The sequence below is a fragment of the Niastella vici genome (genome assembly GCF_002077945.1).
GTDB lineage: Bacteria > Bacteroidota > Bacteroidia > Chitinophagales > Chitinophagaceae > Niastella > Niastella vici.
Genome location: NZ_LVYD01000072.1, coordinates 38,604 through 63,797, shown reverse-complemented (window position 1 = coordinate 63,797; position 25,194 = coordinate 38,604). Strand labels below are relative to the sequence as shown.

The window sequence follows — 25,194 nt, the reverse complement described above, 5'->3', positions numbered from 1 at the left end:
CTATTCTACGGTCTATAAAATTTGAAAACACAAAGCTAGAAAGGTTTTACCTTTCTAGCTTTGTGCTTAAAATTGCATCTATACGATACAATTATCTTATGGCTTCAAAGTTACTCTGTTTGCTTGCTCTGTGTGGCTGCTTATTGCAGAAGATATAGCTGCATTGATAGTACCAGAACCAGTAACATCTACTTTAGGTTTGCCAGGATATGTATCCAGGTCTCCATAAACTTCAGTACCACTATCAACTTTAATAGCGTTGACTACATTGTTGTCACCACCAGGATTTGATGGTTCGCTTACGCTAGAATTATAGTTTGAAGGAACATCGAAGCCAGTATTAGTAGAAAGAGTATAGCTGAACCATTGGTCAATTGCTCTTTTTCCTGTAAATGAGCTAAATCCAATTGCCAATGCTAAAGCTGCTAAGCTGAAGAAATACTTTTTCATAAAAGATAATTTAATAGTTAATGAATTGCTTACTCTATTAAGGCTTTTCAGCATAACGCCTTGCCTACATAATGCGTTCGGAAGCAGGCTATTCCGTTTGTCCTATTTGCAACTAAGACAAGTTTATATTGCGCAATCAGTTTTTATTTAGGTAAATATTGCCGTGCCATTGTTTGCTTTCTTATCAACATTATTCAACGTATTCCTATTTAGAATAAACATAGATATTGATAAGATACTTAAGAAACTAATTAGAATTAGATGCTGCGTAAAATTTATATAATTAAGTATTCCTCCAAATTCATGAGGCAGTCTCGGTGTATAAAGTAAATAGCCAGTGAAAATCATAGTTATTATAATCGATAAAATTATTCCTGATATCCGGGTGCGTGGAAAAAATAATAATAACACTGTAATTGATTTTATTATAGGAATTGCCCACGAGAGAAAGTCAGCTTTATTATAAGTAATTGGTAAAATTCTAAGTAAGTTTCTTAAACTTAATCTATTTAGAAAATTATCAATAGCGGTGTGTGCAAAAAATAATAAAAGGATCGCAGCAGCTATTTCAATAAAGATCCTTTTTTTTCGGTAATTTCTTACAGTGATAATGTTTTCCATAATAAAGGAATTGACTTAGATAAGGTTTATTTCCGGGCACAATCCACCCGGTTACTATTACTATTTAATAGTTTAATGAGTATATATGTAAAGGCTCTTCTGCTTGTTACGGCTGGCATTACTGCCTAAGAATCTATGGGCTGGCGTTACGGAAAATAATTGCAAATTGAATCATTCATTATTAGAAGGCTTATATCTCGTGAACCGCGTTTTGCCTGATAAGGTTTTATTTTTCATATCACTAAGGTTTATCTCCGGGCAAAATCATCCCGGTTAACTATTTCTATAATAGTTTAATGAGTATGTATGTAAAGGTTCTTCTGCTTGTTACGGCTGGCATTGCTGCCTAAGAATCTATGGGCTGGCGTTACGGAAATTAATTGCAAACTGAATCATTCATTATTAGAAGGCTTATATCTCGTGAACCGCGTTTTGGTAGTTGAAATATTATAATCGGTTCTGTACTTGTGCGTGCTATTGTGTATGCAAGATAGCTCACTAAATTTATCGCATTTGCATTTTTTTTTACCATTTTTACACGTTTCAAGTGTGATAGATATTGGCGTTATAATTTCAAAAGTACTGCTGTTGGTTAGTCTAGCTTACTGCAGGGTGCCTTAATTAAATAAAAAAGGCAGCACAGCAAGCCACTGTTAAAAACCTTCTATAATAGATCAAGAAAGGCCGTTGTTGATTGGTATATCTCCTGATGACTGTTGTTTCTTTCTGTGATTTCTTTTCTTAGATCCGTTTCAATTGCTCTATCAATTAGCTGTTGCAATTTACATTCCTACATTTTCGCTGTTTGCATTTTTTTTATACAAAATCACACGATGATTATTTTATCTGCAATCACCAGCCGCTCTTCCAATACAGATTGCTGATGCGCCTTCTACAGGCGGTGTAAAACAGTTGCCATTTGCAGGCAGATTAAATTGTGAACTCCTGGTATATTCTGTCCATACAGCATCAATTGCTTCCTGAAGTGAATATTGACCATCTGCGATTCCATCAGAAACATTGTCAGTTTCCTGGTCAAATGTTATGGAGTTAAGATTGCCACCCGGGCTGCTTGCATGGAATGCAGTGACCCAATTAGCGGCCTTCTTTACTTCGCTTTCAATTAAGACCTGAGTGCCTGGATTAATTGTACCACGTGATAAGCCTGTGCCACAGTTATAATAATAGGTAACTGTTGTAGTTGGTTTTTTAATATGTGTAGCATAGGGGAAAGCTGACACAATTAGAAGAGAAAAGGTTACAGAAGCTAAACGAACTTTCAAGCGCTTCATAATAATGATAAGGTTTTAATAGTTAACGATACGCCTACTCTCTTACAGGTTTTCGGCCCGCCCTGTTATACAAAGTTAAATTGTATTCGTTTTCACCGGGGCTTAAGTTACGACCGTGAATTTCTCCCGTTTGCACTTTTTTTATACAAAATCACACCTTTGTTTCTTCTATTTGCACAATACAATCCCCATCTGCAGTTCAGCGAAAAGCAGTAGACAATGTATCACGCATCACTGCCGCAGGCAAATCATCACCCCCCATTGCATGTATAATGATCTGCCTGCAACAGCTTGTTGATACAATACCAATAAGTTTGTGATGGTTAGTATGGATCCTGAAATAACAGTTGAACGTACCGGTTACGCCATTGCCCCGGTGTAATACCATGTACGTCCTTGAACGCCCGTACAAACGAACTCTGTGAACTGTAACCGCATTTGGCAGTGATCTCCTGCATGGTGAACTCATCGTTCTGCAGCAAACTTGCCGCGGCTTCCAGCCTTTTCCTAAGCTCATACTCCTTGATCCTGGTCCCGTACAACTGCCGGAATCCCTGGTGAAGCAAATTGATACCGATTTGTGAATGTGTTTTGAGAATGAGTTCCTCGATCGTTTTAATTTCCAGCGGATGCTGGTCAATGTAGTCTTTAATGGAATGAATGGCCTCCTGGAATGTGCTCCTCAAACGTTTCTGGCTCATACGATAATTTTAAGATAAAGGTTTATTATTGTGCGCTTATGCCTTGAACTGTGTCACTATATCAATACCGGAAATACTGTTTTATAAGGACGGACATTTATTAGCAGGGGAGGAGTCGCTACAAATCAAATGTAGTTTTTTTTCTGATAATGATAAAGGTCATTTATTTAATTAAATATTAAAAGTATACCGGCGCGGTAGGGATACGCAACACCGGTATACTTAATTTTTTCATTTTCAGCATACTAATGCCAATCTTCGGTTATTCGTTCTCTGTTAACCTTTTATTGCACATATTCACCTGCCTTGCGCTAACCGATGCTTCGGCTCAAAGCGCTGGCGCAGATGCGTGATGCCATGGTGGCCCACAATGCGCCCATTACCAGCTATTTCTGCTCAGCGATACCGTTAGTGCTTGCATCTTTGCCCACACCAGGCGCCGGTGTTTTGGCACCATTCTGACAATTGTCATCGGTTAACAATTTGTGATCCCTGGCGTACTCCCTGCACCAGCCTGTTAATTGCCTGAACGTTCTGTAGTGGTTGTAACAGGGATATTATATTATTTTAAAGAACCTGTTCAGGAAGTGTATAAATGACGGCGATCAATAAAGTTCCAGATTTGCCGGAATAAATAGTGGAATTTATTAGAATTTATACCTTTGTATTGGAAACCAGGTCAGTGGACGGGTTTACAATTAAACCCTGTTTTACTGATATTTTGTAAAGAATTACATTATTTGCTCCAGGTCAAGCGTATTTGCTGGTTAACCCTTGTAGCCCTGAATTACAATTCAATGGATTATCACATCGGACAAAGACTGAAAGCCTTCCGGGAAAGGTCAAAGATGAAGATGCCTTTCATTGCAGCCCTCACCGGTATTGCAAAGGAAACTTTATATAAATGGGAAAAAGGTACCAAACCAAGCGACCTGAACGATTACTTCAAATTGAAGGCATATCTCGATAAACTGGAAAACAAGCTGGAAGAAGAACAGCTTGAAATAGAGAACCAAAAACCTGCTACCCTGCGTCTGCCGTTGAACCGCAACCGGTTACCTGTTCCGCAAACCGAAGGCAAAGCCCTTGCCGGCACCATTACCTTCCACAATAATGAACCTGAACTAATTGTCGACCGCATCAATGCGCCCTTCCTGGGGCCGGTAGAAGGCGTAATAGAAGTAACCGGCGAAAGCATGGCGCCCACTTTTATAAACGGTTGCCGGGTAGGCATCATTCGCCTGAACGATTACAGAATTCTTGATTGGGGATTACACTACTACCTCATCGATAAAAACTGGCAGGGCATTGTCCGGCGCATTTACCAGGGCGAAACTGATAACAGCTTACGATTGGTCTCTGATAACCCCGATCAGGAAAAGTTCCCGCCTATTCACCGCCAATGGACGCAAATTGAAGCTATCTTCCGCGTCATTGCAGGAATATTAAAATATTAAAATATATAACAATTTCATAAAGTTGACCCTTTTCTTCCCGGTTTAAACTAAATACACAACTTTTTTTTTAAGCTTTTTAGTACAGCACGATTGCTTAATTGTTTTAAGTAATAGAAATTCTCTGGTAAAGTGTACCGTGCGTGCTTCAATGCAAATTGTAATTTGTTTAAATAAAACAGGTCCAGAAATATTTGGGCCTGTTTTATTCATTTAAACAGTGTGGAAGAAATTGGAAAACAAACCAATAGAGAACGGATCATGGAATGGTTTAATCGTTTTGCCCTTTATTGATATACCGGCTAACTTTTTTCCACTTCCAGTATCTCTTCGTCCCGTAGCCCGGTTGCTTCTCTAATTACCTGTAAAGCTGCTGCTTTGGTAAGGTTATCACTGTTCTTTTGAATGTATCTGGCAATAGTGAACTCCGTACAGCCAAGCACATCCATCAAGCGGCGACGGGTAACTGGATTATTGATTGCCTTTAATGCTTTTTGGCTGAGTTTCATTATTTCTTAATTTGGTACAGTAATTTTGCTATATAAAGATAATGGAAAATATTCCATTTTGTATAATGTGTAAGTGTAATTTCTTACTAATTCTCACTTAATTGATTCTTATCAATGGAAATTGGCATCAGGTTAAAAGAGTTCAGGAAACGAAAGAAAATAAAAATGCCCGCTGTTGCTGCGGCAACCGGCATTTCTAAAGAGAATCTTTATAAGTGGGAAAAAGGTACCAAGCCCAGCGACTTTACATTATATACTAAACTGGTTCAGTATCTCGATAAAATGGAAAATGCTACTGGCCATGTTTATGAAGAACCCCGCTCCAACGGTTCTACCCAACGTATTCAAGCTGCTCCTGCTGCCCTGTGCGGTATTTTTCTGGCCCAGGACGATGACGCCCTTTCTATAACTGATAATAATAACGCTCCCGGTTCTGTTATAACGGTAAAGGATAAACCCGTTTTGGTTGGCTGGAAAATTGAAGCACCATTTATAGGCGTTGTGGATTGTGTGATCCCCATCACGGATGATAGCATGGAACCAGATTATAAGAACGGCGGCCATATTGCACTCAAAAAACTACGCTTTACCAGGATCATTAACGCCGGTTATTGTTATTATATAGTTGATAAGAACAAAAAAGGCCTATTAAGGAAGGTGCGCCCTTCATCCGAAACCAACAGCATTATACTAACGGCCGAAAATAAAAATTATCCTGAGATCAGCCGTAATTGGGACGATGTGCTGGCCATCTTTAGTGTGGAAGCCCGTTTTTTAAAATAAGTACTTACCCTAATTGTTGCCCCCCTGCCGGTTACCGTTTGCTTTCGCTGCCGTCAGCACATCTCGCTTTTCATACACATCTCAACTATAGTGGTTACACATTGGCAGGCTACATATAAACCAGTAACCGCTTAATAATTACCATCCCGCAAATAGGAGTTCCGGCCATCTCAGGCGTTAGATTGTTTTTACAGTTGCTGCAACAACAATGTTGTAACGGCCTGTTGAAATCCAAATCTCCTTTTTATGAATAAAACCGTTCTGATAGTTGATGATTCTGATTTTGTAGTGCAGATGATAAGGTTCACCCTTGAGCAGGAAGGCTATACTACCCTGGCTGGTATTGATGGTCAGGATGCCCTGAAGCATTTCGACGGCCAGCATATTGACCTGGTCATTACAGACCTGAATATGCCAAAGCTCGATGGGTTGGGGCTTATTAATTCCATTCGCCTGCATGCTGCCTATCAACATATTCCTATCGTATTATTCGATTCAAACAATGCCCACGATGCCGACTATCTGAAGCGGTCGGGCGCTACTGCCTTGCTGTCAAAAGATGCAGTGGGCGATCAACTCGTTTCAACGGTTAAAAGCATGATCGGTTAATGAGCCCGTTGACGCCCGTTCAACCTACTATATTAAAAAAGCTCTCCCACCAATAACTCCTTTTGAGAGGAGTGGCAGGAGAGCTGGCCTTCGCAAACAACCTTACATCAACAGGAAAAGATCTTTATTTCATAGTCTTAATTCTTTAACGGGATATTGATATTCCCCGGTGTATTAAAATCAAGTTCGTTCTGGGGCACATCCCAGTAATCCATATAATTATACTCCATAAAGCAGGGGGTGGGTATTGAACCCGATTGTGGGGGGCTCAACAAATTGCCGGGAACAATAACTATGGCATTGGCCCTGCCACCGCCTTGTGCAGCTGGTTTGGTAACACCCCAGCGCCTTGCATCGTAAAATGCGGTGCCCCACAGGAAGAGCGCAACTCTTCTTTCGCGCCTGTATTCTTCGAGGGCCTGCGTTGCATTTAAGCTGGTGCCGGCCACATGCGCCAGACCGGAATTCTGGAAATCACGCACCGCATCAACCAGTTGCAAACCAAGCTCTGTACTACCGGTACGTATCAACGCTTCTGCTTTCATCAGTGCATTTTCTTCATAACTGCATGCCCAGGGAACGGTACCCCTGTTATCCCCGGTGGCATACAACCCGCCATTTTCAATAAATACCGGATTCCACCGCGTACCAAACTGTAAGCCGCGGCCTCTTTCATTTACTTTAGGTACCGAAAAAGGAACAAACCCTTTCTTCAACCGGTTATCATTGGCCTTAAATTCCTGTACCAGGCGTTCGCTTACAAATGAAAATTGTTGCACTTCACCAATAAATGCATAGGGATGGTAGAATCCCAGGCTTACATCATTGCTGCCGCTGGGGTCCATCCCAAACTTAAAGACATTATCAGTGGCCTGTATGCCCTGGTTGGTAAGCGTTATGATCTGCTGCCAGTTGGCTGTGGTCATCTCCGGTATTTTCTTATTCACCAGTAAATTGCGGGCTTGTAATGAATACACCTGCCGTTTCCACATATCGGTTGTTACAATCTTCTTGTTATCATCAAAAGAAGCTACAATGGCCGTCATGGTAGTATTGTAGTCGGCCCCTGCTGAAACCGAATTTAACGTGGTGAGGCAATCGGTCAATACTTTATCTGCTTCGGCCATAATGGCTGTATGGTCAACAAAATCACCGTTTGTTTTACCAACATCATTGGTGATAACACCGGCCAGGTACATGGAGCCAATGCGCGAATAAGCATAGCCTTTCCACCATAATGCCCAGGCTTTGAAAATGTTCTTCTTGTTTGTAGCATCCCCGGTGAGGGTGAGGGCCGGGTTATCGAGCGCTGCCAGCAGTTGATTGGCCTGCCCAATGATATAATAACAGGAAGCCCATTCGTACAGGAACGCATTGCGTTCCCCCGCATCTCTTGAATCAAATCCTTTCAGCTGTGTTTTTTGATCAACACCATTGGGGTTAGTGATCACCGTACCGCTGGGCAGTGTGATCTTGTAAACCTGGTCAACCCACCGCAATCCATAATTGCCATAAGGAACATAGGCCTCATCGCCCATGATGCTGTGGTTGGTTAATGCTATATGGAAAATATTGGTTTTACCCTCGTCGGGTACATTCGCCATCATTTTTTGAAGAATGCCCAATGAAAAATTCTGTAACCCGGCCTCGGTGATCAATGATTGGTCGGGCGTTGGATTATTGGGATCGTTCAATTCAAGGGTGCTCTTTTTACAGGCGCCTGCTATGATGGCAATAATTGTTATATATATCAAATATCGTTTCATACAATCTTAGATTTTAGAATTGAAGGTTAATGCCAAACTGATACGAACGCAGGTTGGGGATTGAAAAATAGTCTGCCCCAATATTCGATCCTGCGCCAACGGTGCGGTTACCCTGACTGTCCTGGGCCGAAGTGGCTTCGGGGTCCAATCCTTCATAATCTGTGATCGTTAACAGGTTTCTGCCTGAAGCGGTAATGGCAATGCCTTTTATCCAGGGCACTTTCAATGCACTGCCTAGCTGATAGGTCACCGTGAGGTCGCGCATGCGCCAGAAGGCCCCTTTTTCAACAAACCAGCCGGTACGTTGAACGCTATTGTACAAACTGTTGTAAAAATTCACAAAGGCCCCTGTTTCTCCATTGATGGTGATGGACTTATCAAAATCTTTTTGCAATCTGTCGCGGTACATCCATTGTTTGGTAAGGTTGTAAATTTCATTGCCATGGTACCAGTCCCACTGCATGGAAATATTCAATTTCTGCCACAGCGTAACATTGTTGATAAACGTCATGGTGAAATCAGGATAGGCATTACCGACTATACGTTGGTCGGTGGCATCGGTAAGCACGGCACGTTTGGTGGTTTTATTCACTACAATACCATCTGCAATTTCGTAATTGCTGGCCTGTGCATCAGATATATACCTGGTTTTATCGGCGGGCCGGGTTTGATCGATGCTTGTCAGCGGCGTTACCGTATAAAAATTACCCAGCGATTCGCCTTGTTTTACAATGAACAAACCACTTACAAAATCACGGCCATTGGCTACCTTATCTACTTTGGTCTTGAATGTGCCAAAACGTACGCCCAGCGTCCAGTCAACCGTTTTATTGGTGAACATATTGGCATCAAGGCTAACATCGGCGCCTTTTACGGTAAGGTCGATCAGGTTATCGGGTATTTGCTGAGCGCCACTGGAAGGAGCCAGATCTACATATTGAATATTGTTCTTGTTGCTTTTATGCCAGTAGGTAACCGACAAATTGATCCGGTTAAACCATTCTTTTGATTTAGGAACGATGGTAATATCGGTACCCACTTCCATTTCGCGCACTTCCTGTACCTGCAGGTTTTTATTTCCGAGAATATTCGGCAGGTAAAGCCCAACGCTTTCGCCCAGTTGTTGCGAACTGAGGGTGGTTTGGCGCGAATAATACTGTCCGTCAAATTCATTGGGCGGAATACCGGCGGCGCCATAAGCAGCCCGTATCTTCCACTCAGTGAGCGAAGGCAGCTGTAATATTTCAGAAGGCCTGAAATAAGCGGTTCCGCGGCCAAACGTGAATGGTTTCTTTTGATCGCCAAATTGCGAGTTGTAGTCGGATCGCAAGCCGCCTGTTATACCAAATAAACTACCGAAGTCAATGGTCTGGTTTACCAGGTAACCGAAGGTGATGTATTCAAAACTACCATCGCCACTGGTTTTGAGTGCGGCCGATGAAATATTGGCCGGTGGATATTGCGGCAGGTTAAGTCCTTGTGCATAAAAGGAATTGTATTCCAGTTTGCGCCAGTCATAAGATACCTGGGTGGTGGTGGTGATGGGCACATCCATTTTGAAATCTTTTTTGAAATCGGTCCTTACATATACGGTCGACAATGCGTTCTGATAAATTGATTTCGAATGGTCATCGCGTACAGAGCCCTTGGGCGTAGCTCCCCAAAAGCCGAGTGCCACCTGGGGTGCCTTTTCCTGGTTCTTGTACAGGTCCTGGTATTCTGAATTCCATAATTCTATCCCATATTTAAAGTCGAGCTCAAGAAAGTGCGGGAACTTATAGTTCAGGTTGCTGTTGTTGATGATGCGGGTATCTTTACTGTACCTTGAGTGCCAGTCTTTTTCTGATAATACATTCAACTGGTTTTCATCGCGCGGACGTACAACCGTTAAGTCGGTACCCGCATATTTTGATTTAAAATCGATCCAGGGGTAGGAGTTGATCATCTCGAACCGGTTGTTGTTGGTTCCTTTGAACAGGTCGTCAACGTTGAATTTAATACGGTCTGTAACGTTGTAAGTTCCTGATAAAAGATTTTCATCCTGTAAAATTACCTGTGTGCTGTTACGGGCAGTGAATCCTTTAAATAATTCAAAGCCCAGGTTGGCCGAAAGGTTGGTACGGCGGAGGTGGTTGTTTAATACGTTTTGTTGATCAATGTGCGAAAGCGTAAATGAATAATCTGTTTTATTGCCACCGCCCGAAATACCTAATGAATTGGTGGTTGAAACGGCTGTTTGGTAAGCTTGTTCAAGGTGATTGTACAGGGGTAAATTGGAAGGATACGTTTTGTCGTTCTTCAAATTGAAATCGGTATTAAAATCCAGCTCGGCTGGCTCGGGCCACATACCCAGGCTATCGGGTTTTAAAATGGCGCCGTTGCGATCGAGGATATTGCCATTGGCATCCTGTTGAAAGTGGTGGTTTTTGGCGCTGAGGGTTTTGTCTTTCCCCAGTATGACCTTATCGATACTTACCTTCGACAGCAGCGTTATGCTGGGTGCTTTGTTGCGGCTGCCCTTTTTGGTAAATATTTGAATAACGCCATTAGCGCCCTGTGCACCATACAGCATACCGGCTGCAGGTCCCTTGGCAATTTCCACTTTGTCAACGTTCGATACATCGAGCCCATTGATATCAGTTACCTGAACGCCATCAACCAGTATAATGGGGGTTGAAGAGCCCAGGGAATTGATGCCACGCAGAATGATATTCGCTTTTTGCCCGGGTTCGCCTGAATTGGTTTGAATTTGCGCGCCGGCCACTTTCCCTATCAGCGCCTGATCAATTGATAAAATGGCCGATTTGGAAAGGTCTTTGTTACCTACACTCGCTACATCGATTGATAATTTTTTCTTTTCCGTAGCAACCCCGGTACCGGTTACTACCACTTCGCTGAGCGATTTAATTTCGGTGGTCAACATTACATCAAAAGCGGTTTTGTTTCGTACACTCAATTCCGTTGGTTCAAAACCAATGCCCGAAACAACCAGCACCGCATTTTCAGGGACCGTTAGTTTAAACGTTCCGTCTTCTGCAGTGGTGGTGCCCGACATAGTGCCTTTGATGGTTACAGAGATCCCCAGCAATGGGGTGCCGGTGGCGTCAGTAACTTTTCCCGTTACTGTTTTTGTTTGCGCGTATGCTGTAGATAGCATACAAGTCATTAAAAGACATGCTAACAGTTTCTTCATAGTCTCATGTTATTGGTTAAAGAATAAAAGTTCCCCCGGTAATGACAAGCACGGAGATTACCATAACCATTCTGATTTTCCGGGTAAGATTGCCGCGGGCAGGGATTGAAAATGGAAGTGCCAAGATGAGGTCGAATTCACCTGAATTCGAATACTTGTAAGACTAGTGAATATTGAGCTTTGCCTGTGAGTAGCGAAGGCCTCGCACTTATAATGACAAACAGTTGTTCGCAACTGCTGCATTTATGGCAGTTAATATGACGGTGATCAGGGAAATAATTGGGGAATTATGCGGGATATTTTTGCTTCAGGTGCCTTACCGAAGTCGTTATGAGTTTACCAAGTGCTTCAATATTAATGTCCTGCAGCTTTTTTAGGTATACACAGCCTCCGCTAGCCCGGTGTTTACCGAAATTCGACAGCAATTGTACTTTTTCGGTTGGGTCCATGGCGAGGTAAAGGGCGATCTCCCTGGCCCGGGGCGAGAAGGCGACCAATGGCGCATCGCCTTCCCGCCCGCTTTCATATTTATAATGATAGCTGCCAAAACCAACAATGGCGGGGCCCCACATTTTAGCTGTAAAGCCGGTTTGTTGTTGCATAAGCTGCACCAGTTTAAAACAATCGCTGCGCCTGGCTTCATCAGCTACTGCGTTCAAAAAATTGTCAACGCTGTTGCTGGTCTCCGTTGTTTTGTTGGTTGATTTGGCCATGATGTGTTGGTTTTATTGCCTGAATTAGCTAACCAGCTTTTGTATAAGGAGTGGAGTTCTGATTATTTTAGAAACTGAAATAAGAAGTAGGAAGTAGGAAGATCGCGAATTTCCTACCTCGTACTTCTTACTTCTGCGACTATACATCACTAATTAATTCCTTATAAACATAGCTCCTTTAAATATAACTCAACCACCACGTTTCGCGATTCACCCGTTTATAGTTATCGTACCACCTGCATAGCGGATAAACGGCAATGATAATGATGATCCATAATGCGTACACGAATGCCAGGCTGTACCCATAACCCTTCAACTGTTCATTGGCGCTTACCCAGCCGGTCAACACCATATCGCTCCATTTATGGCCCGATGCCGCAACCGCTATTACTGCGAGTGTATGTATGAGGTAAATATGTAACAGATAAAAGAACATGGGTACTCTGCCAAATATAACGAGCTTTTCGGAAAACCGGTTCAATGGCTTTTCTGAAAAAGCAAGGAACAGCAGCGAGGGCCCTAACGTCATCAGGATATATAATAAGGAAGGCGGGTACTTGGTGGTATTCAGGAACGACATAAAAGTGAATACCGCTGTTTTCTGGAACGACCAGGGCCTTGGGTCTCCATAAATATTAATAGATCGTATGATAATGAACAGTGCAATGGCGCCCAGTCCCAGGGCAATCAGTAGTTTTCGTCTTTTGCCTGCATCGAAGGTAGGCAGGTATAAGCGGCCGAACCCATAGCCGGTAAGCATAATACCTATCCAGGGAAGAACAGGGTAGCCCAACATAACGGAAAAAGGTTTCATAAAAAAGAAGTGGCTCTCGTGCAGGGTGGCCATCAAAAAAGAGGTCGATTCCGAAGGCGGTGCATCGAGCAGATTATGTGCTGCTATTATTGCCAGTCCGGTTATTAAGATCACTGTTTGCGGCAGAAAGATCAGGACCGATAAAACCATCATGCTAACGCCCAGCGCCCAAATTACCTGTAGTATCAGCACAGGGTATGCCGGGTTAAAGCTCCAGCCCAGGGTAACGATCAGCATTTCGGCCACTACCAGCCACAAACCCCTGGTGAAAAGAAAGAACGACAGTTCTTTTTTCGTCTTCTTTGTTCCGTTTAAAAAGGCCGATGTGCCGGCGAGGAAAGTGAATACCGGTGCACAAAAATGCGTGATCAACCGGGTAAAAAATAAAGGTACATCGGTACGCGAAAGATCAGTGGGGTCAAATTGAAAGGCGCCGGCATGAAAATAATCGCGCACGTGATCAAGCGCCATGATGATCATAACTGTTCCCCGCAGCAGGTCGATGGAATGAATACGCTTGCTTTTAACCGGTTGTACCGGTACAGCCGTTGACAGGGTTCCCATAAATAGTTGATATGTTGGTGTTTATAAAAATGCCCGGAGGCCAGTCGGAAGCGTGGTACTTTGTTCTGTGAAGATAGGTGTTATTAGAATAAAATTCAGTAAAAAATATACACTTTAGAATTTTATTCTGTGTGAGCGGTAGATTAGAATTAAATTTATGCGGCCCGGCCGTGCAATCCCAGGCTAAATTGTACGTTATTAAGGTATTAAATCCAAACCTTGTGAAAAGAGTTGTACCCTTTTTGGCCCTGGCTTTTTGCCTGCATCAGGCAACTGCCCAAATGAGCCTTGGAAGCGATACTGGAAAATTAGTAGCGCAAAAGGATAACGTCATTACGAACAACACGATCATCAAGATCGAAAATTTAGGCGAGAACATTAATTCCGATCTGCCCGAATTACGGCCTACCATTTCTGCAGATGGCAATCTGCTTTTCTTTATTTGTGAGAACCATCCGGCTAATACCAAATACAATTCTGTGCCCAATTCGCAGGACATCTGGTATGCTGTTCGCGATTCAAATGGAGTATGGCAGGAAGCCAAACATTTGAAATTTCCATTGAACACAAGTCAGTACAATGCGGTGTATTGGATCTCGCCCGACAATAACCGCATTTTGATCCGCGGTGCTTTTGGCAATGGCGGCGCTTATTTTGGAAAAGGCGTAAGCCTTTGTACGCGCCAGGCCGATGGCCGTTGGGGAGAACCGGAAGAATTACGCATCAGGAATTACCAGAAATATGACCGCGGGCTTGTTTCAGGCGCCACCATGACGCACGACCGGCAGGCGCTGATCTTATATATGACGCCCGAACCAGGCAGCTCGAACAACGACCTGTACGTTTGCTTTCCAAAAGATGATGGCACCTGGTCGGAGCCAAAGAGCCTCGGTAATCAAATAAATTTACCCGGTGATGAAATGACGCCCTACATCGCGGCCGATGGCGTTACCATGTACTTCAGCAGCAACCGCCCCGGCGGTTTGGGCGATAATGATATCTGGATGACCAAACGCCTCGATAAAACCTGGACCAAATGGAGCACACCCGTGAATTTAGGAAGTCCCATCAACACCGAAGGTTGGGATGCCTTCTTCACGCTTGATGCCGGTGGCGAATATGCTTACTTAACAAGTAATAAAGATACCTATGGCGAAAGCGATATCGTACGCGTAAAGCTGTTAGAGCGTGAGAAACCAAACCCGGTGATCCTGGTGAGTGGCAACGTATATAATGCCAAAACAAAACAACCCCTCACCGCTTCGCTTATTTATGAAACCCTGCCCGATGGGGTAGAGGCGGGGAATGGGCTTTCGAGCCCAACAGATGGCGCTTTCAAAATTGTATTGCCGTACGATAAGAACTACAGCATTCGCGCCAGCGCCGATAAATTCTTCGCCATTTCAGAGAACCTGAACCTCGACTCTATGGTGAAGGCGGGTTATAAAGAAATACACAAAGACCTGTACCTGGTGCCCATTGAAATTGGCCAGGTGGTGCGGTTGAACAACGTGTTCTTCGACTTTGATAAATGGGACCTGCGTCCTGAGTCGGATGTTGAGCTCGACCGGGTAGTAAAACTGTTGAAAGAAAACCCGGCCATTGAAATTGAGCTGAGTGCGCACACCGATAGTAAGGGTAGTGATGAATACAACTTCAAGTTGAGTGATAACCGTGCCAAAAGTTGCGTGCAATATATAATTTCGAAAGGTATTTCGGCCAGCAGGATCGTTTCGAAAGGCTATGGTGAAAGCATGCCGGTGGCCGAAAACGAAACCGATGAGGGCAGGCAGTTGAACCGTCGTGTTGAATTCAAGATCACTAAGAACTAAGAGAACAATAAACTAAGAACTACAAACAAGGTGAGCCTCATCGCGGGGCTCACCTTTCTTTTTTATATTTACCGCATAAAATAGAAGAGCATGAGAAAACACGCAAATTATTTTCTCCCGGCAATATGCGTTTTGACACTGTTATCAGCTACAATTTCTGGCCAAACAAAAAAAGCGCCCATTGAGGCCATTAAGCAGGCCGACATAAAGCGCGACCTCTTTATTTTGGCTGCTGACCACTTCCGTGGCCGCGAAGCTGGTACCCTCGATGAATTAAAAGCCAGTGCCTGGCTGGCCGGGGAAGCGCGAAAAGCGGGGTTGGAACCGGCGGGGGACGACGGCTCGTATTTCCAGTTCTTCTCCCTGATACGCGAACGGGTAAGCGCGCAGAGCTCTATAAAAATAGGCGATCGCTCCTTTAACCTGTGGAAGGATGTAGTGGTATATGAACCCTCCTTTGCTACCGTAGATGCGCCCATCGTATTTGTTGAAAATCCTGATACCGTAGCAGAAGAAACCATAAAAGGAAAAGTAGTGGCGTTGCAGTTCACGCCACAGGGGTTAACCGATCCGCGCAAGACCATCGCCTGGCGGTACAGTGGTTTTGTAGTTTCAAACTGGGCGCGCAAACTGGGCGCCAAAGGCGTAAAAGCCATTGTGTTTGTATCAGACGAGCTGGCCGAGCAGGCCTGGCCAAGAGCAGCGCAATATTCCAACCGCGGTTCTTACCAAATAGAAGGCAGCCTGTTCACAAGCCGGCAATTGCTAAAAGGCATTCCCATCATTTGGGTGCGCAGGGAAGCGCTCGATCTGGTACGCAAGCCTGGTCAACACCTCGATGCAAAAATATATTCCGAATCGTTCACCTATCCGTCGGTGAATGTAGTGGCAAAAGTAAAAGGCACCGATCCGGTGCTTGCCAAAGAGTATGTATTGTTCAGCGGCCACCAGGACCATGATGGCGTTCGCAATATTGAAGGCAATACCGATACTATTTTCAATGGCGCCGATGATAACGCCACGGTGAGTGTTGCCCTGCTGGCCATTGGCCGGGCATTTCATCAACAACCGGGTAAACGAAGTGCGTTGTTTGTATGGCATGGTTCAGAAGAAAGAGGTTTGTTTGGAAGCACCTGGTATGCTGAGCATCCCACTGTACCGCGCGAATCGCTGGTGGCAGTATTAAATGGCGATATGATTGGCATGAACGCAGCCGACAGCGCGGCCTTACTGGGTGTTATTCCACCGCATCTCAGCTCAGGCGACCTGGTAAAGGTGGCCCTGCAGGAAAATGCCAAAGGACCTAAGTTCAAACTCGATACCTTGTGGGACAAAGCCTCGCATTATGAAAGCTGGTATTTCCGCAGCGATCATTTTCCGTATGCGAAAAAGAATATCCCCGCCATATTTTTCAGCACTTTGCCACATCCCCTGTATCATACCCCGGCCGATGAAGCTACAGCTATCAATATAGAAAAGCTTACTAAAATGACCCGGTGGATGTATGCAACAGGGTTTGCGGTGGCCAATGCCGCCAGCAGGCCACGGTTAGAACCGGGGTTTAAGCTGGAAAGATAAAGGCGGCGTTCTGGCGCCAAAATAACCTACGGGTAACTGTTGTAGAGAAGTTTGGGTAAGCGCCCATTCGGTAACCTTTATCAATCTTTTACTTAATAATAGAATATCAAAGCGGTTCTCATACACTTCATCTTCAGGCGGTGTTAACAGATCAACCAGCAAGGTGGCTAAATGCTGTCTGTTTAAAACGGCTGCCACAAAATTATTTCTCGGGCTCAACCGGCTGCTGCCGCTACCATGAGCAAAGATCACCAGCCCATTGGCATCAGCAGGTTGAGAAAGGTTTGCTTTAAGCGTTACCTCGTTTAATTGAATGTCGATTTCCTTTTTCACTGTTCAAACTTTTTTACCCTGATTATCTATCCAGCGCTATATGCTATGCTACAACTTTTGTACCTGCCCTGAGCGCGCGTCCGCCCTTCGGCGGAAAGTCGAAGAATGAGCGTCCTGAGCGTAGCCGAAGGGGCATGGCGCAAAAATTGTGGCATTTCCTGAAAATTTAGAACATGTATAATTTATCCGGCGCAAAGGACCTCGATGCTTTGATCAAAGCTGCCGGTGGCCGGCTTGTGGTAATGCTGGGCGAAGCATCGCATGGCACCCACGAATATTACACCTGGCGAACGGCGATCTCAAAAAGATTGATTGAAGAACATGGCTTTAATTTTATTGCTGTTGAAGGCGACTGGCCCGACTGTTATAAAATAAACCGGTATGTAAAAGGATATAAAGATGCAGGCGCTGATATTCACAATGTGTTACAGACATTTGACCGCTGGCCTACCTGGATGTGGGCCAACTGGGAAACGGCGGCTCTTGCTGAATGGCTGCGCGAGCACAACAACCATTTATCTATTGAAAAGAAGGCCGGCTTTTATGGATTGGATGTGTATAGTTTGTGGGACTCTATGGATACCATGGTAAAATACCTCGATAAAGAAGACCCGGCAGCGGCTTCATCTGTAAAAAAAGCCATGCGATGTTTTGAACCATTTCGGGAAGCCGAGCAGCAGTATGCTTATTCATTAAAGGAACATAATTGCCGCGATCAGGTGCTAGGCTTACTGAAAGAAATAAGAATGAAGGCGCAATTCCTGGATGGTGACCGGGAAGCCGGTTTCAATACCGAGCAGAATGCCCTCATTGCGGTGAATGCAGAAAAGTATTATAGCAGTATGATCGGGTTTGATAATGAAAGCTGGAACATCCGCGATATGCATATGATGGAAACGTTAGACCGGTTACTAAAATTCCATGGCGCAGGGTCGAAGGGCATTGTGTGGGAACACAATACGCATATTGGCGATGCAAGGGCAACAGATATGAAGCGGGCAGGGATGGTAAATATTGGCGAACTGGCCAGAAAGCAATACGGGGTCGATAACGTATACCTTGTTGGTTTAGGCAGTTATAGCGGCAGTGTTATAGCAGGAGAAGCCTGGGGCGCGCCTATGGAAGAAATGGAAGTGCCGCGGGCCCGGGAAGGCAGTATAGAAGAAGCATTAAACCTGCGTGGCGCCAACAACCGGTATATGCTTTTTGAGGAAGAGAGCGATAACCTGTTCAACCTGAAAATAGGACATCGTGCCATTGGCGTGGTGTATGATCCGGAAAGGGAGCAATACAGCAACTATGTACCTACGATTATGAGCCAGCGTTATGATGCTTTTTTGTATCTGAATACCACCAGGGCCTTACATGCCCTGCATTTACCAACCGGGCATAAAATGCCGGAAACATATCCGTTTGGGGTATAAGAAAGGTTGCGGTCAGCGGTCTTTTCTTTTACTTTCAAAGGTGGCGCTGTCAATTTTATACCAGTTGCATTTTGTTTCATGAAGAACAAATGTTTCAATAAGCGTTAGTCCAATCCTGGTTAGAACCTTATTTGAACCGGTGTTTTCACAATTGGCCATGGCGTATACTTCACTGGCATGAAGGATGTCAAAAGCATAGTCGAGCGACGCAAATGCCGCTTCTGTCGCTATGCCCTGGCGCCAGTATTCTCTTCTAAGCCGGTAGCCCAGGTCATAGTAGTTAATATGTTTATTTGTTGATTCCCTGATTAACTTCAAACCGGCCCAGCCAATAAAGTCATTGGTGTTTTTATCGATAATTGCCCACCGGCCAATGCCATTGTCGAGGTATTGTTGCCTTATAAATTCTATGGCGCCAACGATCTGTTCTCTGTTTTGAATGGGAGTGCTACCCAGGTACCGGTGAACTTCGGGGTCCGAATCAAGCGCAAAAAAACCTTCCACATCAGATGGAAGGAATTCTCTAAGGATAAGTCGTTCGGTTTCAGCAAAGATCTTCATGATGAAAAAAAAGCTTTGCTGCAAACTAAATTGATTATATGATATTGACAAAAGGAACTAGGCTTTGCCTGCATGGCGCTTTCGGGTACGTGCCCCTTTCCGGGCGGCTGCAGCACGCTCACGCGGTCCTTTTGTTCTCGCTGCTTTCTTTGCTGCGGCAGAACGGTCTGCAGCGGTACGTTTGCCGGCGGCTGTTCTTGCCTGTTTGGAAAGCGCTTTGCGCGAAACAGTAGAAGTAGGTTCCCGTTTCAATGCCTTTACCCTTGCACGTGACCGTGTTTTGGTAACTGGTTCATGCTTTTGTCCTTTTTCATAGGCATGCTCTGCACTCTTACGGGTTTTTTCTGAAACAGTTCCCTTTTTGGGTGGTTTCAGGTTCACCCCTGCACGCCGGGCTTCAGACAGGCCGATGGCAATAGCTTGTTTGGCTGATCTTGCTCCATGCTCACCTCTTCTGATCTTTTTTATTTCATCATGTACAAACTCACCGGCCTGTGTGCCTGGCGATTTACCTGCACGTTTATCGCGTCGTGCACGCCTGATTGTTTTCTTTTCTGGCATAATTACTTTTTATAAAAATGCTTTGCAATTGATATGCCGTCACTGTATTGATTTAAGGATATACTGGTGCTGGTGTTGGTGTTCTTTCAACAAAGTATGGATCAATGGCTGCAGCTGAATCCCGTTGTTTCTTCAGCACGGGTAATGCTTCATGAATATAATTCCTCAGTGCCGCATCTTTACAATCCTTTGCTGCCTTTTCAAAATTGTCAACGTATTTTTTGTGATCGGCCAGCATCATATGCATATACGCGCCGTCAAATGTTGCCCTGTCTTTCCGGTTCAGCCGGGTAATATCATTTTTGGCTTCACCACTGAGTTCCTGTGGTAAGGTGATATTTTTGTCAGTAGCTATCTGTTGAAGATGGCTGCTGAGCGTTGCATGGTCGGCAATGATCATGGCGGCAAATTGCCTCACCCTGCTGTTAGCCGCTTTGGTTTTGGCAAGCGCGCTCAACTGCACATCTATCATGTTGCCATTTGCTGCTTCAACCGCGAAATCAGCATCTGATTTTTCAACGGCCATAGTTTGGGTAACTTTATCTTTATCCCTGTTTACTTCTTTGGCAATTTTAACACTATCGTGTTGATTGTTTTTACAGGCCAATGCGCCTGTGATCAGCATTAAACAAATTAAGCGTCTCATAGTTTTACTATTTAAATGGTTATCAAAATAGTATCCTTAAAGTAGGAGCACAAAAGCCAGGCCATATAAATGGCGGAACAATGGTTTAGCTGCATGCTTTGAAGATCAATACTGTATATGGCAAGTGAATTGATGCAATTCATTTTAATTAAAATAGTGTTGTATGAAAAAGAATGAAGCAATGCCTTCACAAAATGCTAAAACGCAAAAAGACAGGCATCTGAGGCCGGAGAATAAGGATAACCTCGACAGCAGGAAAAATGAAGAACAGGATTTTAAAGGGGATGATGTTACGCATAACAAAAAGGACAAAAAAAATAAAAAGACTTTTCAGAATAGAGACCATTAAAAACATTCAAACATTTTTTTATGGCAGTAAAAACAGCCGTGTTAAATGTGCACAGTGCAGCATTTAGCCAGGGCGGGCAAATACCTGAGAAATATAGCTGCGAAGGGGATGATATTAACCCGCCGCTTGAAATAAGCAATTTACCTGCGGAGACAAAAACGGTAGCAATTATTGTGGAAGACCCTGATGCACCACACGGAACATTTGATCATTGGCTGGTTTGGAATATTCCACCTAATGAGCACATTGCTGAAAACAGCAGGCCTGGCATAAATGGCACTAACAGTTTTGGCAAAACAGGGTATGGCGGGCCTTGTCCGCCTTCGGGCTCACACCGGTATTTTTTTAAAGTATTTGCGATAGATACAAAGCTCGACCTGCTTGCCGGATCGCATAAGAAAGAATTGCAGCAGGCAATGAAAGGCCATATACTGGCTAAGGGCGAGCTGATGGGCCATTACAAAAAGGGCGGTTAACCTAGCTGGGAAAATTTGCCCCGTATTGAGTAATTACGGCATCTATTTATTCCGATCTCAGGCTTTCCCCGGGTTGGCAAGGGCTGCTTTTATTGCCTGAAAACTTAAGGTAGTCAATGCAATGAGTATGGAAATAATGCCTGCCAGGGCGAACATCCACCATTGCAGTTGAATGCGGTAGGCAAAATCTTCCAACCATTTGTTCATCACCAGCCACGAAAGGGGAACGGCCACTAACAGGGATATTAAAACGACTTTTAACAAACTGGTCGTTAACAGGGTAACCATGCTGCCTATGCCAGCGCCAGGTACTTTGCGAATGCCAATTTCTTTAATCCGTTTTTCAACGGTGAAAGAGATCAGTCCAAACAAGCCCAAACAGGCAATAACAATAGTGAGGATGGTAAACGCCAGCAATATTTGTCCCTGTTTTTGTTCACCCCGGTATTGTGCGGCAAAGTTCTGATCAAGGTAATGATATTCAAAAGGGTTTTATGGTACCGGTCAAAACTTACTTCATCAGCCACAAAAAGCGCGATCAGCCACACTGCCGTAAGGCTCAATGCGAGGCCGAAAATATTAATAAAGGAAAATACTTTGTGCTTTATTAAGTGCCGCCAGGCGGTGGTGAAGTAATTTTTGAACATGGGGAAGGGCTTTCGTTTAGTAAGGCCTATAATAAGCCAATTTAGCTTTTATATGGAAATCAGGCAGTTGCTGTTTTGTTATTGGGCAGAACCGTTCGCTTTTGGTACGAAAATGTCTGGTTTTGTTACAAAGCTCAACTGCAATATTTTTACAGCTGATAATTAAAATACATATGGACGGTCAATACCGAAAAGACATTTATCCCGGGCAGGAAGTGGCAATTATTCTTAAAAAAGACCAACGAAGCGGTAAATTAACGTATGGTATTGTGAAAGACCTGCTTACTTCAGCGGCGTATCATTCAAGGGGAATAAAAGTGCGGTTACAGGATGGGCAGGTAGGGCGGGTAGCCGAAATAGATGTGGTGGACCCGGATGGGGAGTAGGGGAATTGTCAACCCTCAGGGTTGTTTAATTCAATCATTGACTCATTGTCATTGGTGTTTCCGTCCTGATTGCCTTTAATTTCTTTGGTTACATCTGCCTGATTATCCAGAGGGACAATAAATGTAATATTGGGTTTGGGTTTATTGACACTGGTTATTACTGTGAATATGACTAATATTTCTTCCCGCTTAAGTTCAATATCAGGGAACTTTCCTGGATCCTCGGCTATGAATTTATATGTGTCGCCGTCTATTTTATATAATGTTCTTAAATAAGGCTGATGAATGCTGTCAAAAAAGTAATATTGGTTTCCCGGTTTACATGAATTGATATTGATCTTTTTAATAGCTATTAACGACTCGAATCTAACAGATGGTTCCCCTCCACGGTCGAGCATCGGAACAAGAGTGTCAGCATCCTCAAATTGAATAGAGTCATTAGGATATCCAATAATGGCATCTAACCCTTTAACTATAGTACGAACTCCTATTTTATGTACATATCCTTTATATGGTTCTGGGTTAATATTGAGTGAGTAATAATTACATACAAAATATTTATTGACCGGGTCTTTAGCTTCTTCCGCTTTTGTTTTTATTTGTTCCGTTAGAGGATTCGGATTTGGGACGTTTTGCGCTGCCTCTTCCTTATTTTCCACTTTTTCCAATTTTTTTCTATTCTCAAGTCTGGTGAGTTTCTTTAATATATTCTTGCATTTTCCTATTTTAGTTGGAGGCAATTTCCCGCGGGAATATTTATGAAAAGAATGTTTTGAAATTCGGATAGCTGCCGCAATTTCTTCATTAAACATTTGATAATCATTGTTTAAGCGATCAATGGTGTCCAGTATATCTGTCTTTAATGCAATAAAATCCGCGCTTTGCAGCTCTTCGCCCATTGTGAAATAATTAAGGAAGTCTTCAAAATTTTTGGCTTCACGAGACTTGATTAAAGTCAACTAATTCCAATATTTCCAGAAAATGAATTGGAAAATGGAATGTTTTCTTATCTTTGAATTATTATATAAAAAGCTGCCCCATTAAGAGGGCTTACACTTATTGTTGTATGATGCTGAAAAGGCAAATGAGTAATTCCTGCACTCCAGGAATTGGAATGTTTTCTAATTAACATGGCTGTAAAGGTTAGTTAAGGGTAATCTTTGCTTTAGATTATCTATATGAAAATAAAATAAATGATTGATATTAAGAAAGATCAATCATTTATTGCGCATTTGAAATGCAAAAAGCACCCGGCGGCCATCGCCAGGTGCAAGAATTGACTCAATAAAGGGTGGTTTATCCCAACCTTTCTGTGAGCCTGACAAGTATGCACAGCATGATCAGGACCATGCAAAGCAAGAGAATGTTGGTCATTCAAAATGATTTAAAAGGTTAAAAAAATCCCCTGCGATTTATACAATAGGTTTCTGGACTTTTCTTTCTTGTGAAGAGCGGCACTACAAAGGCATAGGTTATTGCTATTTGCCCAAAACTACAAATCAAAATAAACACTTTTATATCCCCCTGCATTTGTTGATTCTAATCAATCAAATTTCGGTTTATCATCCTCGTTAAATTTGTGCAACTACTTTGCTGCACACAGTTGCTGCCCACTTAAAAGAATTTCTCTACTTTTGAGGTAGATATTCTTGCATATGACAGATAATATAAAGCACACATTTGATGAAAATCGCGATTATAGCAGCATAAGCCCCTCTGCAAAGTCATTATTAATGATGAAAGGGTATACCAACATCCCTTACGCAAGGGAAACAGCGGCGCTTATTCAGGGACCCGAGCCCTTCGACCTCAACTTTGATGATAAAGATTTCTGGTTCTGGATCCGCGTTATGCATTTCGAAAGCCGCTACTGGAGTATAGATCAATTACTACAACAAACAGATAATAAAAATATCCTGGAGTTGTCATCAGGTTATTCATTGCGCGGACTGGAGATGTGCACGCACAAAGCCGTTCACTATATTGATACCGACCTGCCTGCGGTTATTGCCACCAAACAACAAATGATCAGCAACCAGTTGCCCAATAATGACCTTGTAGGCCAGCTCGAGCTGTTGCCGCTGAATGCCATGGATACAGCGGCATTTAATAACGTCGTAAACCGGTTCAAAAGCGGCCCTGTTACTATCGTGAATGAAGGATTGTTAATGTACCTGGGTGTGGATGAGAAAAAGGAGCTTTGCCAAACAATACATCATTTGCTGAAAGAACGCGGCGGTTGCTGGATCACTGCCGATGTGTATATCAAGCGTTCTGCCGAAATGCAACGGGCTATGCCCCACACCAGGGGTGAAGCTGCATTCTTTGAACAGCATAATATTGAGGAAAATAAATTCGACAGCTATGAAGCTGCTGAAGCGTTCTTTCAAGAACAGGGATTTGAATTGGTAAAAGAAGCCACACCGAACTATAAAGAGTTAAGCGTGTTGCCGCATTTACTCAATACCATGCCGCCCGAATTTCGTAACAGTAAGAATCCCCCGCCCAAAATACAGGCTACCTGGATGTTGAAAGTAAAAGAGGGTTTATAAAAGCGCCACACATTCCACGGAAATTAAAATACCGCCTGGGAAAGGCATCACCTGCGGAACGCTGCGCGCCGGCGCATTGTCTGGAAAGAATGCTTCATACACTTTATTTATTGCACTGAAGTCGTTTCCACTAACCATAAAGATGGTTGTCTTAACTATTTTTTCCAGGCCGCTTCCCATTTCTTCCAGTATGGTTTTAATATTCAGGAAGGCTTGCCGGGCCTGTTCTTCAAAATTATCACTAATGAGCTTACCGGTTGAAGGATCAACACCCGTAGTGCCGGAAAGAAATATAAATTTATCTGCTACAACAGCCTGTGGGAAAATGGTGGTGCTGCGCGGCACTTTTGGCGTATTAAAGTTTTTTCGTATTTCCATTG

The 25,194-nt window shown here is 43.5% G+C and carries 27 protein-coding genes; 11 read left to right on the top strand and 16 right to left on the bottom strand.

What is annotated here, in order from left to right; genetic code table 11:
* Window positions 1-96: 96 nt before the first annotated feature.
* From A3860_RS31065 to A3860_RS31050, 4 genes are all read right to left on the bottom strand, one after another.
* Window positions 97-450, bottom strand: a complete 354-nt coding sequence (locus A3860_RS31065; protein WP_081154054.1) for a hypothetical protein — start codon at window positions 448-450, stop codon at window positions 97-99.
* 147 nt (window positions 451-597) lie between these two features.
* Entirely contained in the window at window positions 598-1,071 is a 474-nt protein-coding gene (locus tag A3860_RS31060) for a MauE/DoxX family redox-associated membrane protein (protein ID WP_081154052.1), read from the bottom strand.
* Between the two features lie 842 nt (window positions 1,072-1,913).
* Complete coding sequence (locus A3860_RS31055) at window positions 1,914-2,363, bottom strand: hypothetical protein (RefSeq protein WP_081154050.1); 450 nt, start codon at window positions 2,361-2,363, stop codon at window positions 1,914-1,916.
* A 323-nt stretch (window positions 2,364-2,686) separates the two neighbouring features.
* Window positions 2,687-3,064, bottom strand: a complete 378-nt coding sequence (locus A3860_RS31050; protein ID WP_081154048.1) for a helix-turn-helix transcriptional regulator — start codon at window positions 3,062-3,064, stop codon at window positions 2,687-2,689.
* 318 nt (window positions 3,065-3,382) lie between these two features.
* On the opposite strand from A3860_RS31050, the gene A3860_RS41320 reads away from it, so the two are divergent.
* A complete protein-coding gene (locus A3860_RS41320) occupies window positions 3,383-3,526 on the top strand; it encodes a hypothetical protein (protein ID WP_158085423.1) in 144 nt (47 codons plus the stop codon).
* A gap of 335 nt (window positions 3,527-3,861) precedes the next feature.
* Window positions 3,862-4,521: a S24 family peptidase gene (locus tag A3860_RS31045; protein ID WP_143774344.1), complete on the top strand. Its 660-nt coding sequence runs from the start codon at window positions 3,862-3,864 to the stop codon at window positions 4,519-4,521.
* A 299-nt stretch (window positions 4,522-4,820) separates the two neighbouring features.
* Here the strand turns inward: A3860_RS31045 and A3860_RS31040 are convergent, their stop codons facing one another.
* On the bottom strand, window positions 4,821-5,027 hold the full coding sequence (locus tag A3860_RS31040; protein ID WP_081154044.1) for a hypothetical protein: 207 nt from the start codon (window positions 5,025-5,027) through the stop codon (window positions 4,821-4,823).
* Window positions 5,028-5,141: 114 nt separating this feature from the next.
* On the opposite strand from A3860_RS31040, the gene A3860_RS31035 reads away from it, so the two are divergent.
* Both A3860_RS31035 and A3860_RS31030 read left to right on the top strand, forming a co-directional pair.
* Window positions 5,142-5,810 carry a helix-turn-helix domain-containing protein gene (locus A3860_RS31035; RefSeq protein WP_081154042.1) on the top strand — a complete coding sequence of 223 codons (669 nt, stop codon included), beginning with the start codon at window positions 5,142-5,144 and terminating at the stop codon, window positions 5,808-5,810.
* Between the two features lie 246 nt (window positions 5,811-6,056).
* On the top strand, window positions 6,057-6,419 hold the full coding sequence (locus tag A3860_RS31030; protein WP_081154040.1) for a response regulator: 363 nt from the start codon (window positions 6,057-6,059) through the stop codon (window positions 6,417-6,419).
* A 137-nt stretch (window positions 6,420-6,556) separates the two neighbouring features.
* On the opposite strand, the gene A3860_RS31025 is transcribed toward A3860_RS31030, so the two are convergent.
* From A3860_RS31025 to A3860_RS31010, 4 genes are all read right to left on the bottom strand, one after another.
* Window positions 6,557-8,185, bottom strand: coding sequence for a RagB/SusD family nutrient uptake outer membrane protein (locus A3860_RS31025; RefSeq protein ID WP_081154038.1), 1,629 nt, complete (start codon window positions 8,183-8,185; stop codon window positions 6,557-6,559).
* Between the two features lie 13 nt (window positions 8,186-8,198).
* Window positions 8,199-11,378, bottom strand: coding sequence for a SusC/RagA family TonB-linked outer membrane protein (locus A3860_RS31020; protein WP_081154035.1), 3,180 nt, complete (start codon window positions 11,376-11,378; stop codon window positions 8,199-8,201).
* A 287-nt stretch (window positions 11,379-11,665) separates the two neighbouring features.
* Window positions 11,666-12,091, bottom strand: a complete 426-nt coding sequence (locus A3860_RS31015) for a DUF1801 domain-containing protein (protein ID WP_081154033.1) — start codon at window positions 12,089-12,091, stop codon at window positions 11,666-11,668.
* A gap of 178 nt (window positions 12,092-12,269) precedes the next feature.
* The gene (locus A3860_RS31010; protein ID WP_081154031.1) at window positions 12,270-13,469 is read right to left on the bottom strand and encodes a DUF1624 domain-containing protein; all 1,200 of its coding nucleotides are present in this window, start codon (window positions 13,467-13,469) and stop codon (window positions 12,270-12,272) included.
* A 221-nt stretch (window positions 13,470-13,690) separates the two neighbouring features.
* Between A3860_RS31010 and A3860_RS31005 the strand changes: the two genes are divergently transcribed.
* The gene (locus A3860_RS31005) at window positions 13,691-15,301 is read left to right on the top strand and encodes an OmpA family protein (protein WP_143774343.1); all 1,611 of its coding nucleotides are present in this window, start codon (window positions 13,691-13,693) and stop codon (window positions 15,299-15,301) included.
* Between the two features lie 90 nt (window positions 15,302-15,391).
* Entirely contained in the window at window positions 15,392-16,879 is a 1,488-nt protein-coding gene (locus A3860_RS31000) for a M28 family peptidase (RefSeq protein ID WP_081154027.1), read from the top strand.
* Here the strand turns inward: A3860_RS31000 and A3860_RS30995 are convergent.
* Window positions 16,850-17,212: a hypothetical protein gene (locus A3860_RS30995; protein WP_216823550.1), complete on the bottom strand. Its 363-nt coding sequence runs from the start codon at window positions 17,210-17,212 to the stop codon at window positions 16,850-16,852. The two genes, A3860_RS31000 and A3860_RS30995, sit on opposite strands and share 30 nt — an antisense overlap.
* Before the next feature lie 173 nt (window positions 17,213-17,385).
* Between A3860_RS30995 and A3860_RS30990 the strand changes: the two genes are divergently transcribed.
* Window positions 17,386-18,636 (top strand): erythromycin esterase family protein, encoded by a 1,251-nt coding sequence (locus A3860_RS30990; RefSeq protein ID WP_081154025.1) that lies wholly within the window; start codon window positions 17,386-17,388, stop codon window positions 18,634-18,636.
* Window positions 18,637-18,648: 12 nt separating this feature from the next.
* Here A3860_RS30990 and A3860_RS30985 read toward each other — a convergent pair whose 3' ends face one another.
* The 3 genes from A3860_RS30985 to A3860_RS30975 are packed head-to-tail and all read right to left on the bottom strand — an operon-like array spanning window position 18,649 to window position 20,404.
* Window positions 18,649-19,197 carry a GNAT family N-acetyltransferase gene (locus A3860_RS30985; protein ID WP_081154085.1) on the bottom strand — a complete coding sequence of 183 codons (549 nt, stop codon included), beginning with the start codon at window positions 19,195-19,197 and terminating at the stop codon, window positions 18,649-18,651.
* Between the two features lie 57 nt (window positions 19,198-19,254).
* Window positions 19,255-19,758 (bottom strand): DUF6496 domain-containing protein, encoded by a 504-nt coding sequence (locus A3860_RS30980; protein WP_081154023.1) that lies wholly within the window; start codon window positions 19,756-19,758, stop codon window positions 19,255-19,257.
* Window positions 19,759-19,810: 52 nt separating this feature from the next.
* Window positions 19,811-20,404 carry a DUF4142 domain-containing protein gene (locus A3860_RS30975; RefSeq protein WP_081154021.1) on the bottom strand — a complete coding sequence of 198 codons (594 nt, stop codon included), beginning with the start codon at window positions 20,402-20,404 and terminating at the stop codon, window positions 19,811-19,813.
* A 163-nt stretch (window positions 20,405-20,567) separates the two neighbouring features.
* Between A3860_RS30975 and A3860_RS30970 the strand changes: the two genes are divergently transcribed.
* Both A3860_RS30970 and A3860_RS30965 read left to right on the top strand, forming a co-directional pair.
* Window positions 20,568-20,753 carry a hypothetical protein gene (locus tag A3860_RS30970; RefSeq protein WP_081154019.1) on the top strand — a complete coding sequence of 62 codons (186 nt, stop codon included), beginning with the start codon at window positions 20,568-20,570 and terminating at the stop codon, window positions 20,751-20,753.
* A gap of 20 nt (window positions 20,754-20,773) precedes the next feature.
* Window positions 20,774-21,229, top strand: a complete 456-nt coding sequence (locus A3860_RS30965) for a YbhB/YbcL family Raf kinase inhibitor-like protein (protein ID WP_081154018.1) — start codon at window positions 20,774-20,776, stop codon at window positions 21,227-21,229.
* Window positions 21,230-21,286: 57 nt separating this feature from the next.
* Here A3860_RS30965 and A3860_RS30960 read toward each other — a convergent pair whose 3' ends face one another.
* Window positions 21,287-21,646 carry an ABC transporter permease gene (locus A3860_RS30960; RefSeq protein ID WP_158085422.1) on the bottom strand — a complete coding sequence of 120 codons (360 nt, stop codon included), beginning with the start codon at window positions 21,644-21,646 and terminating at the stop codon, window positions 21,287-21,289.
* A gap of 403 nt (window positions 21,647-22,049) precedes the next feature.
* On the opposite strand from A3860_RS30960, the gene A3860_RS30955 reads away from it, so the two are divergent.
* Window positions 22,050-22,262, top strand: a complete 213-nt coding sequence (locus A3860_RS30955; protein ID WP_081154015.1) for a YwbE family protein — start codon at window positions 22,050-22,052, stop codon at window positions 22,260-22,262.
* A gap of 8 nt (window positions 22,263-22,270) precedes the next feature.
* Here the strand turns inward: A3860_RS30955 and A3860_RS30950 are convergent, their stop codons facing one another.
* Window positions 22,271-23,161 carry a hypothetical protein gene (locus A3860_RS30950; protein WP_081154013.1) on the bottom strand — a complete coding sequence of 297 codons (891 nt, stop codon included), beginning with the start codon at window positions 23,159-23,161 and terminating at the stop codon, window positions 22,271-22,273.
* Window positions 23,162-23,917: 756 nt separating this feature from the next.
* Here A3860_RS30950 and A3860_RS30945 point away from each other — a divergent pair.
* Entirely contained in the window at window positions 23,918-24,814 is an 897-nt protein-coding gene (locus tag A3860_RS30945) for a hypothetical protein (RefSeq protein WP_081154011.1), read from the top strand.
* Here the strand turns inward: A3860_RS30945 and A3860_RS30940 are convergent.
* Window positions 24,809-25,192, bottom strand: a complete 384-nt coding sequence (locus A3860_RS30940; protein ID WP_158085421.1) for a RidA family protein — start codon at window positions 25,190-25,192, stop codon at window positions 24,809-24,811. The two genes, A3860_RS30945 and A3860_RS30940, sit on opposite strands and share 6 nt — an antisense overlap.
* Window positions 25,193-25,194 lie beyond the last annotated feature (2 nt).

Bases quoted from the DNA above. Each gene is read 5' to 3' on its own strand.
- A3860_RS31065 (WP_081154054.1), bottom strand. From the start codon at position 450: ATGAAAAAGTATTTCTTCAGCTTAGCAGCTTTAGCATTGGCAATTGGA.
- A3860_RS31060 (WP_081154052.1), bottom strand. From the start codon at position 1,071: ATGGAAAACATTATCACTGTAAGAAATTACCGAAAAAAAAGGATCTTT.
- A3860_RS31055 (WP_081154050.1), bottom strand. From the start codon at position 2,363: ATGAAGCGCTTGAAAGTTCGTTTAGCTTCTGTAACCTTTTCTCTTCTA.
- A3860_RS31050 (WP_081154048.1), bottom strand. From the start codon at position 3,064: ATGAGCCAGAAACGTTTGAGGAGCACATTCCAGGAGGCCATTCATTCC.
- A3860_RS41320 (WP_158085423.1), top strand. From the start codon at position 3,383: ATGCTTCGGCTCAAAGCGCTGGCGCAGATGCGTGATGCCATGGTGGCC.
- A3860_RS31045 (WP_143774344.1), top strand. From the start codon at position 3,862: ATGGATTATCACATCGGACAAAGACTGAAAGCCTTCCGGGAAAGGTCA.
- A3860_RS31040 (WP_081154044.1), bottom strand. From the start codon at position 5,027: ATGAAACTCAGCCAAAAAGCATTAAAGGCAATCAATAATCCAGTTACC.
- A3860_RS31035 (WP_081154042.1), top strand. From the start codon at position 5,142: ATGGAAATTGGCATCAGGTTAAAAGAGTTCAGGAAACGAAAGAAAATA.
- A3860_RS31030 (WP_081154040.1), top strand. From the start codon at position 6,057: ATGAATAAAACCGTTCTGATAGTTGATGATTCTGATTTTGTAGTGCAG.
- A3860_RS31025 (WP_081154038.1), bottom strand. From the start codon at position 8,185: ATGAAACGATATTTGATATATATAACAATTATTGCCATCATAGCAGGC.
- A3860_RS31020 (WP_081154035.1), bottom strand. From the start codon at position 11,378: ATGAAGAAACTGTTAGCATGTCTTTTAATGACTTGTATGCTATCTACA.
- A3860_RS31015 (WP_081154033.1), bottom strand. From the start codon at position 12,091: ATGGCCAAATCAACCAACAAAACAACGGAGACCAGCAACAGCGTTGAC.
- A3860_RS31010 (WP_081154031.1), bottom strand. From the start codon at position 13,469: ATGGGAACCCTGTCAACGGCTGTACCGGTACAACCGGTTAAAAGCAAG.
- A3860_RS31000 (WP_081154027.1), top strand. From the start codon at position 15,392: ATGAGAAAACACGCAAATTATTTTCTCCCGGCAATATGCGTTTTGACA.
- A3860_RS30990 (WP_081154025.1), top strand. From the start codon at position 17,386: ATGTATAATTTATCCGGCGCAAAGGACCTCGATGCTTTGATCAAAGCT.
- A3860_RS30985 (WP_081154085.1), bottom strand. From the start codon at position 19,197: ATGAAGATCTTTGCTGAAACCGAACGACTTATCCTTAGAGAATTCCTT.
- A3860_RS30980 (WP_081154023.1), bottom strand. From the start codon at position 19,758: ATGCCAGAAAAGAAAACAATCAGGCGTGCACGACGCGATAAACGTGCA.
- A3860_RS30975 (WP_081154021.1), bottom strand. From the start codon at position 20,404: ATGAGACGCTTAATTTGTTTAATGCTGATCACAGGCGCATTGGCCTGT.
- A3860_RS30970 (WP_081154019.1), top strand. From the start codon at position 20,568: ATGAAAAAGAATGAAGCAATGCCTTCACAAAATGCTAAAACGCAAAAA.
- A3860_RS30965 (WP_081154018.1), top strand. From the start codon at position 20,774: ATGGCAGTAAAAACAGCCGTGTTAAATGTGCACAGTGCAGCATTTAGC.
- A3860_RS30955 (WP_081154015.1), top strand. From the start codon at position 22,050: ATGGACGGTCAATACCGAAAAGACATTTATCCCGGGCAGGAAGTGGCA.
- A3860_RS30950 (WP_081154013.1), bottom strand. From the start codon at position 23,161: ATGGGCGAAGAGCTGCAAAGCGCGGATTTTATTGCATTAAAGACAGAT.
- A3860_RS30945 (WP_081154011.1), top strand. From the start codon at position 23,918: ATGACAGATAATATAAAGCACACATTTGATGAAAATCGCGATTATAGC.
- A3860_RS30940 (WP_158085421.1), bottom strand. From the start codon at position 25,192: ATGGAAATACGAAAAAACTTTAATACGCCAAAAGTGCCGCGCAGCACC.